Below are 12,833 nucleotides of genomic sequence, written 5' to 3'. Positions count from 1 at the left end.
GGACGTGAGGGGTCAGTACCAGCCCTTGGCCTTCGAGTGGGACCAGGCGCCGCACGGCGAGCCGTAGGTGTTCTCGATGTAGTCCAGGCCCCACTTGATCTGGGTGACCGGGTTGGTGCGCCAGTCGGAGCCGTAGGCGGCCATCCGGTTGCCGGGGAGCGCCTGGGGGATGCCGTACGCGCTCGACGTCGGGTTGTCCGCGCTGACCTTCCAGCGGGACTCCTTGGTCCACAGGCTGTCGAGGCAGGAGAACTGGCTCTCCTTCCAGCCGTGGTCCGCGAGCAGGTTCATCGCGATCTCCCTCGGCGTACCGGAGATCTTCTTGCGCTCGGCGTCGCGGCTGGCGCGCTCCTCGCGGGAGTTCTCGTCGGTCTTCTGCAGCGCCTTGTACCTCGCGAGGGCGGTGTTCTTCGCCTTCTGGCGCAGGTCGGCCTTGTTCTGCAGGGCGATTCGGGCGGCCTCGACGGCCTCGATCTGGTTGCGCAGCCGGGTGACCTCCTCGGCCTGCTCCTGGGCGCTGAGCGGCTTCGGCGACGGCGACTTGGCCTTCTGCGCCTTCTCGCTGTTCAGCACGGCCAGCTCGGCCCGGCCGGAGACCGGATCGGAGGCGGCGCTGCTCCCTGGGGAGCTGAAGAGATCAAGTCCTGCGACAACGGAGACGACGGCGATCCCACTGACTGCGAGGACCGCGACGGAGCGCTTCGCTTTCATCTGTCCTTCCGAGATACCCGACCCCCGTCGGCTGCAACAGGAACATACTCTGGACTAAACGGACCGTGATCACAAGCAGGTCACAACGAACGGTGCGGCCACATGGCGTGTGGCCGCACCGGGTAGCGCGAAAGTCTTACTTTTGTTTTACAGAAGCACCTACTGGCGAGTCACAACTGCACATCCTCCAGCATCTCGGTGACCAGCGCGGCGATCGGCGAGCGCTCCGAACGGGTCAGCGTGACGTGCGCGAACAGTGGGTGACCCTTCAGCTTCTCGACCACCGCGACGACCCCGTCGTGCCGGCCGACGCGCAGGTTGTCCCGCTGCGCCACGTCGTGCGTGAGCACCACCCGCGAGTTGGCGCCGATCCGCGAGAGCACGGTGAGCAGCACGTTGCGCTCCAGCGACTGGGCCTCGTCCACGATCACGAACGCGTCGTGCAGCGAGCGGCCGCGGATGTGGGTCAGCGGCAGCACCTCGAGCATGCCGCGGTCCAACACCTCGTCGATCACGTCACCGCTGGTCAGCGCGCCGAGCGTGTCGTGCACGGCCTGGGCCCAGGGCGCCATCTTCTCCGACTCCGAGCCGGGCAGGTATCCGAGCTCCTGGCCGCCGACGGCGAACAGCGGCCGGAACACGACCACCTTCTTGTGCTGCCGGCGCTCCATCACGGCCTCGAGTCCGGCGCACAGCGCCAGCGCCGACTTACCGGTACCGGCGCGGCCGCCGAGCGAGATGATCCCGACGTCCGGGTCCAGCAGCAGGTCCAGCGCGACCCGCTGCTCCGCGGAGCGGCCGCGGATGCCGAAGGCCTCCCGGTCGCCACGGACCAGCCGGATCCGCTTGTCCGGCATCACCCGGCCGAGCGCGCTGCCCCGCTCCGAGAGGAGCACCAGACCCGTGTGGGTCGGGAAGTCCCGGCCCTCCGGGATGTCCAGCACGCCGTCCTCGTACAGGGAGTCGACGTCGCTGGTGGGAACCTCCAGCTCGTCCATCCCGGTCCAGCCGGAGTTCAACGCGAGCTCGGCGCGGTACTCCTCGGCGTCCAGGCCGCATGCCGAGGCCTTGACCCGCATCGGCAGATCCTTCGAGACCAGCGTGACGTCGCGGCCCTCGGCCTGGAAGTTGCAGGCCACCGCGAGGATGCGGCTGTCGTTGTCGCCGAGCCGGAAACCGGCCGGCAGGCTCTCGGGGTCGGTGTGATTGAGCTCGACCCGGAGAGTTCCACCCTTCTCCCCCACTGGCAGAGGTGCGTCCAATCGTCCGTGCTGGATCCGGAGCTCGTCCATCAAGCGCAACGCGGTGCGGGCGAAGTAGCCGAGCTCAGGGTGGTGCCGTTTTGCCTCCAGTTCGGTGACGACGACGACCGGGATGACGACCTCGTGCTCGTCGAACCGCACCATCGCATGCGGATCGGACAGGAGCACGGAGGTGTCCAGCACGAAAGTGCGCTGGTCCGGCGTGGATGAGGTGTTTGACGCCTTGGCGTGGGTGGCAGCCATGTCGCACGTCCTCTCGGACCGCAGCGTGCACCACGCCCGGTCCACCAGTGGTTAGGTGTTGGACCGGGTCCGGGCCCGGAGGTCTGGTGCAGACCCCCTCCGCCACGCAGCACGCGCGTAACCGGAAATCAGCGAGGATGAGACCGAGGGTCTCGGGCACTCCGTTCGGCCCCTCATGGGGCTACCGGCGAGCAGTTACGTCTCATCTGATCGGGCCTCCCGGACAGCCGGCTTCCCCTCCGACTGTCACTTAGGACTGTAGATCTGCACCGCAAACGCCGCAGCCCGACACGCCCGGCCACGGGGTTAACGGCGTGTTACACCTTCCCTCCACCGGGGGACGGCGTTCGCCCACCAGGGTGAGCCCGTACTGCGGCCCGCCGGCTGAGGCTGGATCCATGCGGAAGAACTGGCCGGCCTGGTCCGGATATGCGGCAGCCATCTGGTCCCTCGCGTACGGCATGCTGGGGATCTTCTGGGCGGCGGGTGGCGCCGGCTACCCGTTCGCCAAGGTGGATGAGGACCATTCGACGGGATCCCTGCTGGAGGGGGCGCCCGTGGACATCGTGGCTCCGGTGATGGCGGTGCTGGGGCTGACGGGAGCGGTCGTCGCGGTGGTGATGACGAGACGGCAGCCGCGGGGGTGGCTCCTGCAGGCGTTCGCCGGAGTGCTGGCGGTCGGCCTGGCCCTGGTGATCCCCGACTACACGCTGTTAGCGATCGTCGCCCTGTCCCCTGCGCTGGTGGTGTTCGCCTTCACCGGCATACCAGGTGACCAGGGCGGGGTCGGCGACATCCTGTACTGGCACCGGGTGAACCTGGTGCTCATGTTCGTCGGCGGCCTCCTCTGGGCCGCTACGGCGCTCGCGTACCACCGCAGAGCCCGCCAGGCCTGTATCAGCTGCGGGCGGAGCGAGCAGCCCGACAGAGCCTGGACAACCCCGTCTGCGGCCTTGCGGTGGGGTCGCTGGGCAGTGGCGGCCGCAGTGGTCGCCAACCTCCCCTACGAGTTCACCCGAGTCGCCTGGTACTTCGGCTGGCCGCTGGGCATCACCGACGACTTCCACCAGATGATGGCGGACACACCCGGCATGCTCGAGATCGGGCTGGCAATGGCGTTGATGGGCGTCGGAGGCAGCGTCCTCACCCATGGTCTGGTGCATCGCTGGGGCGAGGTCTACCCCCGCTGGATCTGGTTCAAGGCGGGGCAGCGGGTGCCCCCGTCGCGCGCGATCGTGCCGGCCTCCGTGGTGGCGCTGGTGCTGATCCCAGCCGGCTTGATGAACCTGCGCATGCCGTTCGAACCAGACAACTGGGCGTTGACCGCACCCGGTGCCTTGGCGATCGTCTGGGGCGCCGCATTGGGCGCGGCCACCTACGCCTACTACCTGCGCCGCCGTACGACGTGTCGCCGGTGCGGGCGTGGCTCCGCACCGGGCAGCGTGCTCACGTCCCGAAGCGGCGCTCCCGCTGGGCGTAGTTCCGGATCGCGCGCAGGAAGTCCACGTGCCGGAAGTCCGGCCACAGCGCCTCGCAGAAGTAGAACTCGCTCAGCGCGCTCTGCCAGAGCAGGAACCCGCCCAGCCGCTGCTCCCCCGACGTCCGGATGACCAGATCCGGGTCCGGCTGGCCCTTCGTGTAGAGGTGCTCGGCGATGTGCTCGACGTCGACCCGCTCCGCGAGCTCCTCGATCGAGATGCCCTTGGCGGCCTCCTCGAGCAGCAGCGAGCGGACCGCGTCGGCCAGCTCGCGGCGGCCGCCGTACCCGACCGCCACGTTGACCACCATGCCGTCCACGGTCTGGGTGGCGGCCTCGGCGCCCTTCAGCACCTCGGCGGTCGCACCGGGCAGCAGGTCGAGGGCGCCGACCGGGTGGACCCGCCAGCGGCCGATCGAGGCGAGCTCCTCGACCGTCTGCTCGATGATCCGCAGCAGCGGCTCCAGCTCTTCGGCCGGCCGGGTCAGGTTGTCGGTGGACAGCATCCACACCGTGACGACCTTGACACCGATCTCGTCGCACCAGTCCAGGAACTCCGAGATCTTCGTCGCGCCGGCTTCGTGACCGCGCGACACCGGGTCGCCGACAGCCCGGGCCCACCGCCTGTTGCCGTCGATGATCACGCCGATGTGGCGCGGCATCCGGTCCGGCGACAGAGATCGCGCCAGCCGGCGCTCATACAGTCCGTAGACCGCGTTGCGCAGCCTTGCCTTGCCAGGTGTCCGCACAGATGCTCTCCTCGATGAATCCCGCCTACGAGGCTAGCGGAGTTTTCGGGTCCGGGAGGCGTTCGAACTTTTGACCTGGTCCGCGCATCAGACACTCCGGGGGACTGTTCGTCGCGGTGATCTCGCCTACATTTCATCCGTACGTACCATTGAACCTACGGTTCCGTAGGTTACGGTTGCGTAAGTCTGAACCCCGAGAGCTCGAAAGGACGGCGATGACGGCCAACACCGCAACCAGCGATCAGACCCACGAAGTCGGGCACCGCCTGACCGGTGTGCTCGCCCCGCTCAAGCCCAAGCTCCGGGGCTGGCTGCATGCCGGCACCTTCCCGCTCGCCACCGCCGCAGGCATCGTGCTGATCTGCCTGGCCCCGAGCGCGAGCGCCCGCTGGGCCGCCGCCGTCTACACCCTCGGCTCGATCCTGCTGTTCGGCATCTCCGCGCTCTACCACCGGTTCTACTGGGGCCCGACCGGCGAGGCCGTACTGCGCCGGCTCGACCACAGCAACATCTTCCTGCTGATCGCCGGCACCTACACCCCACTGGGGATGGTGCTGCTGCGCGGCGACGACCGGGTCCTGCTGCTCAGCATGGTCTGGGGCGGCGCCCTGCTGGGCATCCTGTTCCGGATCTTCTGGGTCCACGCCCCGCGCTGGCTCTACACGCCGATCTACCTGGCGCTCGGCTGGGTCGCGATCTTCTGGATGAACGACTTCTACCACCTGGGCGGTGCGGCCGTGGTCACGCTGCTCGCCATCGGCGGCGGCCTGTACTCGATCGGCGCGGTCATCTACGCCACCAAGCGGCCGAACCCGTCACCGACCTGGTTCGGCTTCCACGAGATCTTCCATGCCTGCACGGTGGCCGCCTTCATCTGCCACTACATCGCCGTCAGCATCGCCACCTACCGCGCGGGCTGACCGAACCGGCCCCGGGCCGAGGCTCAGGTCTTCTGCAGCCAGCGCAGCTCGTCGACGAGCGGTCCGCTCAGCTCGAGCAGAGCCTCGCGGACCAGTTCGTACCGCTCCTGGCCGAGTTGTTCCCGCCAGTGCTGCTCGACCCGTCCGATCGCCGCCTGGCTGAACACCACCGCCTCGTCCCCCTTGGCCGTACGCCGGACCAGGCGGACCCGGCGATCCTCAGGCAACCTCTCGGACTCCGTGTAGCCACGCTCCTGCAGGTAGTCCACGTGCTGCCCGAGACCCTGTTTCGTCATTCCGGCGATCTCGGCCAGATCGGTGATCCGGGCGCCGCTCGCGGGCATCAGTTCCAGCAGCCGGAAGTGCGACACCCGCAACCCTGGGAACCCGGCCTCGGAGTCTTCGAGGATCTCCGCCCGCAGCCGTTTCAGTGCGAGCCCGAGCAGACCGGCGATGTGCAGCCCGCGCGAGCCCGCTGAACTGCCCGAAAGGGCGTTGACGGAAGTCATAAGGCAACTTTACTATCTCGATGGTAAGGCTGCTTTACTTCTTCGGCCGGGATCGCCGGGGGGATCGGCATCGATCTGAAGGTGAGCTGAAGGTTCGGCAGCAGCATCGGAGGCACGACCACAAACTCCGGGGGGAACCATGATCAGCACCATCGCCGCCGAGGCGCTCGCCTCGCTCGGCCGGGACGCACCCGACGAGCAGACGCTGGCCGGCCTGGTCCGGACCATCACCGGGCAACCCGGGGCCGAGCCCGTCAGCGCGCGGGTCGATCCGGTCGACTACCCGATCGGTACGCCGAGCACCGAGGCGCTGCTCCGGGTCTTCGGCACTGCCGAACTGCCCGACGGGACGTTCGTCGACTGGTCCTGCTTCGTCAAGAAGCTCCAGTCGGTCCGGCACTCACCGATCATCCAGTTCGTGCCCGAGCCGTTGCGCGAGAACTTCATCCAGAACATGCCGTGGCAACTCGAGGTCGCCGTGCACCGCAGCGACGTCGCGTCGGTGCTCCCCGACGGCCTGCGACTGCCGGCGCTCTACTCGATCAACGAGCACGACGACGATCGGGCGACCCTCTGGATGGAGAACGTGGTGCAGGCTCCCGGCTGCTGGCAGCTGGAGAGGTTCGAGCGGGCAGCGAACCTGCTCGGCAGGTTGTCCGCCCGGCGTCAGCCGCACCTCGTCACGCCGTTCCTGCCGCGGAACGACAGCTCCACTCCGGGGATCGGGCTGCGGTACTACACCAACGGGCGGGTGATGATGGCCGCCCTGCCCGCGCTCGCGGACGACCAGACCTGGAAGCACCCGATGCTCGCCGCGGCCGTCTGCAACGCGGGCGACCACAGCCTGCGAGACGAACTGCTCGACCTCGGTCAGCGGCTGCCCGCAGTACTGGATGCGCTGGATGCCTTGCCGCAGTGCTATCAACACGGCGACGCGAGTCCGCAGAACCTGCTGGTCCCGGTCGGCAAGCAGGACGAGTTCGTGGTGATCGACTGGGGGTTCGACGGCCCGCAGGCCGTCGGCTTCGACCTCGGCCAACTGCTGATCGGCCTTGCCCATGCCGGCGAGCTGGAGGCGGAGGAGCTGCCGGCGATCCACGAGGTGATTCTTTCGGCGTTCATGGAGGGATTGGCCGCCGAAGGAATGGTCGTACCGGAGGAACAGGTGCGCTACGGCTACCTGGGGTCCCTGCTGGCTCGTGCCACCTTCACTGCCTTGCCACTCGAGCAACTCGGCAAGGTGAGTGAGAGTGACCTGGAGCTGTTCGAGCAACGGGTGCGGCTCACCCGCACTCTGGTGAACCTGGTCTCGACGATCAACTAGGAGTCAGTACGAAGACGCGGATCGCCCGGCCGCTGCGTTCGACGTACGTGTCGTAGGCGGGCCAGACCTGGAGGACGAGAGGCCAGACCCGGTCCCGCTCCGCCCCTTCTGCCAGGGTGGCGCGGACCGGGAGTTCTCTACCGCCGGACAACGCCACGGTGGCGTCCGGGCAGGCGAGCAGGTTGCCGGACCACGCAGGGTGGTGTTGCTGGCCCCAGTTCGACGCCGTGACGACGAACGCGTCGCCGTCGGGCGCGTAGATGAGCGGGACGGTCCGCGGCTGGCCGGACTTCCTGCCCTGGGTGGTGAGAAGCAAAGTGGGCAAGGCAGAACGGCCGAGGATGGTCACCCGGCCACCGGTCGTCCGTTGCAGCCAGCGATCGACCGGTACCACTGTGCGACCGACGGCCGAGAACCAGGGATGGTGCCCTAACGACCGGATGACATTCGTGTACCAGCCCATGCACGAAGTCTGCCGTCACCCCGCAGGCGGGTATGCATGAGGGTGTGAAGAGCATCCGGTACGCAGTTCTGGCAGCCGCCGCCGGCCTGGTCCTGACCGGGTGTGGCGACGAATCGACTCCCGACGCGGGGAGCAGTCCCTCGGCGCCCGCCACGAGTACGCCCGCCCCCAGCACGCCCATCACCAACACCCCGACAACGGGCGCGGGTCTCCCCCTGACGGTGACCAGGACCGGCGGTTTCGCCGGGTTCAACGACAAGGTCTTCATCGACACCGACGGAGTCGCCAGCGTCAGCACCCGGGGCAAGGCTCCCGTGCGCTGCAAGCTGGACGCAGGCTTCCTCGGCACCATCACCGACGCGGTGAAGCAGGTCGACTGGGCCGACGTCGGCATCACCAAGCCGAGCGTCCGGCACCCCGACGACATGATCATCGCCGTCTCGACCAGCGGTGGTCTGGCCCGGCTGGAGGACCCGAAGCTGAAGCCGATGGTGGCCCCGGTGAGCAAGCTGCTCACCGAGGCCGCCGTACCGCCGGGCAAACTCTGCAAGCCGGTCTGACCTAGCTGGCCGTCAGAGCCAGGGCGGCACCGACCACGCCGTACAGGGATTTCTTCAACGGGGACTGGGCATTGGAACTCCTTTGCCTCACAAAGGGATGTCACAAAAGGCAGCCGGGGCGCACGGCCTGGGCGGAGGCCGTACGCCCCGGACTGGTCACAGCGGGACTTGCGGTGTTACAGCGAACTGCGGGTGATTCAGCTCGCGGTCAGCGAGGTGTCGTCGATGACGAAGCTGGTCTGCAGGGAGGAGTCCTCCTGGCCGAGGAACTTCACCGTCACCGTCTTGCCCTTGTACGCCGTCACGTTGAACGTCTTCTGGACGTACGTCGTGTTCTTGTTGAGGTTGGAGTACGTCGCCAGCGTGGTGGTGGTTCCACCGTCGACGATCTGGATCTTGGCGGTGTCGTAGACCGTGGAGCTGGTGGTCTCGGCGGTGTCGATGCGGATCCAGAACGACAGGCTGGCCGAGGTCGCCGACGCCGGGATGGCGACGGACTGGCCGACGTTCTCCGTGGTGGTCCGGCCGTTGCCCTGCAGCCACAGCTTCCAGGTGCCGGTCCGGGCCGGACGCCCGGTGTTGTTGGTGATCGGGCCCGCGGTGCCGGTCCAGTTCACCGCGCCGGACTCGAAGCCCGGGTTGAGCAGCAGGTTGTCGCCGGTCGGCGGCTCGGGGTCGCCGGTGCAGGCGGCCGCGCCGGCCGGGACGGAGATGGCGGTGAAGGCAGCCTGGATGCCCTTGCACTGGGTGGAGTCGGCGCCATACAGCTCCTTGGCGGAGTTGATCGCCCCTTCACGGGCGTCCTTGTAGGTGCTGCCGGAGGTGAGCTTGGTGCTCAGCGTGCGGTACCAGACCTTGGCGGCCACGTCGCGGCCGACGCCGGTGACGGTCGAGCCGTCGCAGGCGGTGCTGCTGTGGGTGACGCCACCGATCACCTTGCTGCCGGTGCCCTCGGAGGCCAGGTAGAACCAGTGGTTCAGCGGGCCGGAGGAGTAGTGCGGGTCGAGACCGCCGACGCTGGTGCTCCAGCAGTCCCGGCTGGCCCCGTCCTTGGACGGCTTGTCCATGTAGCGCAGCGGGGTGCCGTTGCCGTTGATGTTGATCTTCTCGCCGATCAGGTAGTCACCCGGGTCGGACGAGTTGTTCGCCGAGAACTCCACCGAGGTACCGAAGATGTCCGAGGTGGACTCGTTCAGACCGCCCGCGTCGCCGAAGTAGTTCAGGTTCGCGGTCGCCTCGGTGACACCGTGGCTCATCTCGTGGCCGGCCACGTCGATGGCGGTCAGCGGCCGGGCGTTGCCCGAGCCGTCGCCGTACGTCATCTGGGTGCCGTCCCAGAACGCGTTCACGTAGGCGTTGCCGTAGTGCACGCGGGACCGCGCACCCTGGCCGTTGTTGAAGATGCCGTTGCGGGCGTGGACGTTCTTGTAGTAGTCCCAGGTGAGCTGGGCGCCGTAGTGAGCGTCGACACCGGCGGTCTGCCGGCTCGAGGTGCTGCCGTTGCCCCAGGTGTCGTCGGGGTCGGTGAAGGTGGTGCCGTTGCCGGAGGTCGCGCCGTTCAGGTCGGTGGTGAAGTTGCCACCGCGGCTCGGGTCGGTCATGGAGAAGCTGCCGGACGTGCCGATGCTGACCGTGCCGGAGTACATCGAGTTGCCGGTACCGGTCTTGATCTCGTCGTCCTGGGCGAGGACGGCGCCGGACTTGGCGTCGACGAACGTGTGCAGCACGGACGGCGTCTGGTCGGCCTTGACGCCCGAGGTGACGACCTCGTACGCCAGCACCGGCTTGCCGGTGGCCGCGAAGACGACCAGCGTCCCCTTGTTGCTGGTGGCCTTGAAGTCCGCCGACTTCGAGCCCTTGGCCAGCGCGGCAGCCTGCGACAGCGTCGGCTTGGTGGACGGGACACCCACCTTGCTCGCGCCGCGGTTATAGATCACGCTCTTGATCGCGTTGCTCTTGCGCTCCACGATCAGGTCGCCGCCGACGACCTTCAGACCGTTGTAGGTGCGGTCGTAGCGGACGTGTTCGGTGCCGTCGGCATCCTTGATGACGTCGCGGACCTTGAGCACCTCACCGCCGCCCAGGCCGAGGGCTGCGGCCGTCTGCGCGGTCAGCGCCTGCTCGGCCTGGACAGCGGCCAGCTGGTTGAACCCGCTGGCCGGAAGTGGGGCCGTACGGTTGGCGGCTCCTGCGGGCGACCCTGTGAAAGCTCCGGCCAATCCCGCTGTTGCGACGATGGCCACCGCCCCTGCTGATGTCAGTCGTTTCAAGACAACATCTCCTCACGGTGTGGTCGCTGTTTGGGCGCAGCGACCAATTCAAATGGGGACGCCGGATGATCTGGCGCAACAGTGCCACTGCTCACTTGTGACACTGCGTGTCAGGACATGCGAGTTCTGTTACATCCGACTGAGGGAGGACTCTGTCCCTCGCGAGGCCGCGAGTCAAGGGAAAATACTGAAACGACAGGGAAAACCCGCACTGGCGCGCGTTGTCAGCGGGCGGGTGTCAACTCACGTCGAAGGTCTTCCGGCAACACGACCGGAAGCCGGCAGGTGAACTTCTGACACACGTACGCCGCGGCCCGTCCGCCGACCAGGTCCCGGCCGGCCATCAGCGGTACGTCGAGGCCGGGCTCGCCGTGCACCACGGCCGTCCCCCAGGGCGAGTCCTTGACCGCGACCCGGAGGAGTTCGTCCGACTCCCCCGCGATGGCGATCTCCAGCGGCCCGGCGGCCACCGTCTCCGCGACCGCGAGTCCCCGGCCGGCGAACCGCGGCGCCCGCGCGGCCAGCGTCGCCGAGGCGTTGATCGCCTGCGTGGCCGCGGCGTCGTACCGGCCCGATCCGGTCAGCGAGGCCGCCGTGGTCAATGCTTCGGCCGCCAGGGACACACCGGCCGGACTTGCGTTGTCGGTCGGATCCTGCGGCCGCCAGACCAGCGACTCCGCGTCCGCGGCCGTGTCATAGAAGGTGCCCTCAGCAACGAATTGATCGAGAACCCTGTCCAGCAAGGACTCCGCGAGCCGCAACCAGTCGGCATCACCGGTGACGCCGAGCAATGTGAGGCACCCCTGGGCGTAGGCAGCGTAGTCCTCGAGCACGCCGTGCGCTGTACCGACCTTGCCGTCGCGCGAGGTCCGGTGGAGTCGGCCCGACGCCTCGAGGTGGACGTCCCGGACCAATCCGGCCGCGGTCACCGCCGCCTCGACATACTCCGGCTTGTCCAGTACTACGCCCGCACGCGCGAGCGCGGTGATCGCCAGACCGTTCCAGGCGGCAACCACCTTGTCGTCGCGGCCCGGGTAGGTCCTGGTGCTCCGGGCGTCGCGCAGTACGGCCTGGACTTTCTGCCAGCGGGCGAGGTCATCGGGGTCGCGGCGGAGTTGCAGGACGGAGGTGCCGTGCTCGAAGGTGCCGGTCATGCTGCAGAGGTCGATCACCCAATCTGCGTCCTCGCCGAGGAGTTGGTGGAGCTCCTCGGGCGACCAGACGTAGTACCGACCCTCCTCGCCCTCGGTGTCCGCGTCGAGCGCCGAGGCGAAGCCGCCTTCGGGAGTGCGGAGCTCGGCGAGCAGGAAGTCGGCCGTCTCGGTGGCGATCCGCCGTGCCAGCGGATCCTCGGTGATCGCCCACCAGTGCGTGTAGACGTCCAGCAGCAGCGCGTTGTCGTACAGCATCTTCTCGAAGTGCGGGATGACCCACTGCCCGTCCACGCTGTACCGCGCGAAGCCGCCGGCGAGCTGGTCGTACATACCGCCGCGGGCCATTCGCTCGCAGGTGTGCGCCACCATCGCCAGCGCGTCCTCGGAACCGGTCCGGCGGTGATGCCGGAGCAGGAAGTCGAGCACCATCGACGGCGGGAACTTCGGCGCCGACCCGAAGCCGCCGTCCACCGGGTCGAAGTCCACCTTGAGCAGCGCGACCGCCCGCTCCAGCGTCTGCTCGTCGATCGAACCCTGCGCCGCCGTCGTTCTGGCGCCGAGCTGGGACACCACCTGGGTGCCGATCCCGTCGATCTGCTCGCGTTTGGTCCGCCAGGCCTCGACCAGGGACTCGAGCACCTGGCGGAAGGTGGCCATCCCCGCGCGCGGTTGCGACGGGAAGTAGGTGCCGCAGAAGAACGGCTCGGCGGCCGGGGTCAGGAACACCGTCATCGGCCAGCCGCCCTGGCCTGTCATCGCGACCGTCGCCGCCATGTAGATCGCATCCACGTCGGGCCGCTCTTCGCGATCCACCTTCACGCAGACGAAGTGCTCGTTCAGGTAGGCGGCGGTCTCCTCGTCCTCGAACGACTCGTGCGCCATCACGTGACACCAGTGGCAGGCCGAGTACCCGATCGACAGCAGGATCGGCTTGCCGTCGCGCTTGGCCGCCTCGAACGCGCCCGGTCCCCACTCGTACCAGTCGACCGGGTTGTCCTTGTGCTGCAGGAGATACGGCGATGTCGCGTTTGACAAACGGTTCACCACTGCGGCTGTCTCCCATCACACGTGCGGGGGTTCCACGCCATGATCAACTACAACACACTCACTACAGCCCCACCCACCCGGGACGAACAAACACGGGGGCAGCGCACTGCCGGAATCATCCGTTCCGGATGATTCCGGCCGCGA

The 12,833-nt window shown here is 68.0% G+C and carries 10 protein-coding genes; 3 read left to right on the top strand and 7 right to left on the bottom strand.

Translation table 11 applies throughout. The annotated features are described in order from the left end of the window. Positions 1 to 12 precede the first annotated feature (12 nt). The 3 genes from EV648_RS12360 to EV648_RS12345 form a co-directional block, all read right to left on the bottom strand. A complete protein-coding gene (locus EV648_RS12360) occupies positions 13 to 711 on the bottom strand; it encodes a hypothetical protein (protein WP_132289402.1) in 699 nt (232 codons plus the stop codon). A 170-nt stretch (positions 712 to 881) separates the two neighbouring features. After that, the gene (locus EV648_RS12355; RefSeq protein ID WP_132289399.1) at positions 882 to 2,216 is read right to left on the bottom strand and encodes a PhoH family protein; all 1,335 of its coding nucleotides are present in this window, start codon (positions 2,214 to 2,216) and stop codon (positions 882 to 884) included. Positions 2,217 to 3,662: 1,446 nt separating this feature from the next. After that, entirely contained in the window at positions 3,663 to 4,442 is a 780-nt protein-coding gene (locus EV648_RS12345) for an isoprenyl transferase (RefSeq protein WP_132194519.1), read from the bottom strand. A gap of 215 nt (positions 4,443 to 4,657) precedes the next feature. Between EV648_RS12345 and EV648_RS12340 the strand changes: the two genes are divergently transcribed. Further along, entirely contained in the window at positions 4,658 to 5,362 is a 705-nt protein-coding gene (locus EV648_RS12340) for a hemolysin III family protein (RefSeq protein WP_199234565.1), read from the top strand. 23 nt (positions 5,363 to 5,385) lie between these two features. Here the strand turns inward: EV648_RS12340 and EV648_RS12335 are convergent, their stop codons facing one another. Then, the gene (locus tag EV648_RS12335) at positions 5,386 to 5,871 is read right to left on the bottom strand and encodes a MarR family winged helix-turn-helix transcriptional regulator (RefSeq protein ID WP_132289396.1); all 486 of its coding nucleotides are present in this window, start codon (positions 5,869 to 5,871) and stop codon (positions 5,386 to 5,388) included. 139 nt (positions 5,872 to 6,010) lie between these two features. Between EV648_RS12335 and EV648_RS12330 the strand changes: the two genes are divergently transcribed. Further along, complete coding sequence (locus EV648_RS12330) at positions 6,011 to 7,195, top strand: phosphotransferase (protein ID WP_241995080.1); 1,185 nt, start codon at positions 6,011 to 6,013, stop codon at positions 7,193 to 7,195. On the opposite strand, the gene EV648_RS12325 is transcribed toward EV648_RS12330, so the two are convergent. Next, positions 7,188 to 7,658, bottom strand: a complete 471-nt coding sequence (locus EV648_RS12325) for a nitroreductase/quinone reductase family protein (protein WP_132289393.1) — start codon at positions 7,656 to 7,658, stop codon at positions 7,188 to 7,190. The genes EV648_RS12330 and EV648_RS12325 overlap by 8 nt on opposite strands. A 44-nt stretch (positions 7,659 to 7,702) precedes the next feature. Here EV648_RS12325 and EV648_RS12320 point away from each other — a divergent pair, with 44 nt between their 5' ends. Further along, positions 7,703 to 8,218 carry a hypothetical protein gene (locus EV648_RS12320; RefSeq protein ID WP_241995078.1) on the top strand — a complete coding sequence of 172 codons (516 nt, stop codon included), beginning with the start codon at positions 7,703 to 7,705 and terminating at the stop codon, positions 8,216 to 8,218. Positions 8,219 to 8,415: 197 nt separating this feature from the next. Here EV648_RS12320 and EV648_RS12315 read toward each other — a convergent pair whose 3' ends face one another. Both EV648_RS12315 and EV648_RS12310 read right to left on the bottom strand, forming a co-directional pair. Continuing rightward, on the bottom strand, positions 8,416 to 10,488 hold the full coding sequence (locus EV648_RS12315) for a M4 family metallopeptidase (protein WP_241995076.1): 2,073 nt from the start codon (positions 10,486 to 10,488) through the stop codon (positions 8,416 to 8,418). Between the two features lie 224 nt (positions 10,489 to 10,712). Further along, the gene (locus EV648_RS12310) at positions 10,713 to 12,686 is read right to left on the bottom strand and encodes a thioredoxin domain-containing protein (RefSeq protein WP_132289390.1); all 1,974 of its coding nucleotides are present in this window, start codon (positions 12,684 to 12,686) and stop codon (positions 10,713 to 10,715) included. Between the last annotated feature and the right edge of the window lie 147 nt (positions 12,687 to 12,833).

The sequence above is a fragment of the Kribbella sp. VKM Ac-2568 genome (assembly GCF_004345365.1).
GTDB lineage: Bacteria > Actinomycetota > Actinomycetes > Propionibacteriales > Kribbellaceae > Kribbella > Kribbella orskensis.
This window is presented reverse-complemented; position numbering and strand designations above follow the sequence as displayed.

Coding starts and splice junctions, on each gene's coding strand:
- EV648_RS12360 (WP_132289402.1), bottom strand. CDS start 711: ATGAAAGCGAAGCGCTCCGTCGCGGTCCTCGCAGTCAGTGGGATCGCC.
- EV648_RS12355 (WP_132289399.1), bottom strand. CDS start 2,216: ATGGCTGCCACCCACGCCAAGGCGTCAAACACCTCATCCACGCCGGAC.
- EV648_RS12340 (WP_199234565.1), top strand. CDS start 4,658: ATGACGGCCAACACCGCAACCAGCGATCAGACCCACGAAGTCGGGCAC.
- EV648_RS12330 (WP_241995080.1), top strand. CDS start 6,011: ATGATCAGCACCATCGCCGCCGAGGCGCTCGCCTCGCTCGGCCGGGAC.
- EV648_RS12335 (WP_132289396.1), bottom strand. CDS start 5,871: ATGACTTCCGTCAACGCCCTTTCGGGCAGTTCAGCGGGCTCGCGCGGG.
- EV648_RS12325 (WP_132289393.1), bottom strand. CDS start 7,658: ATGGGCTGGTACACGAATGTCATCCGGTCGTTAGGGCACCATCCCTGG.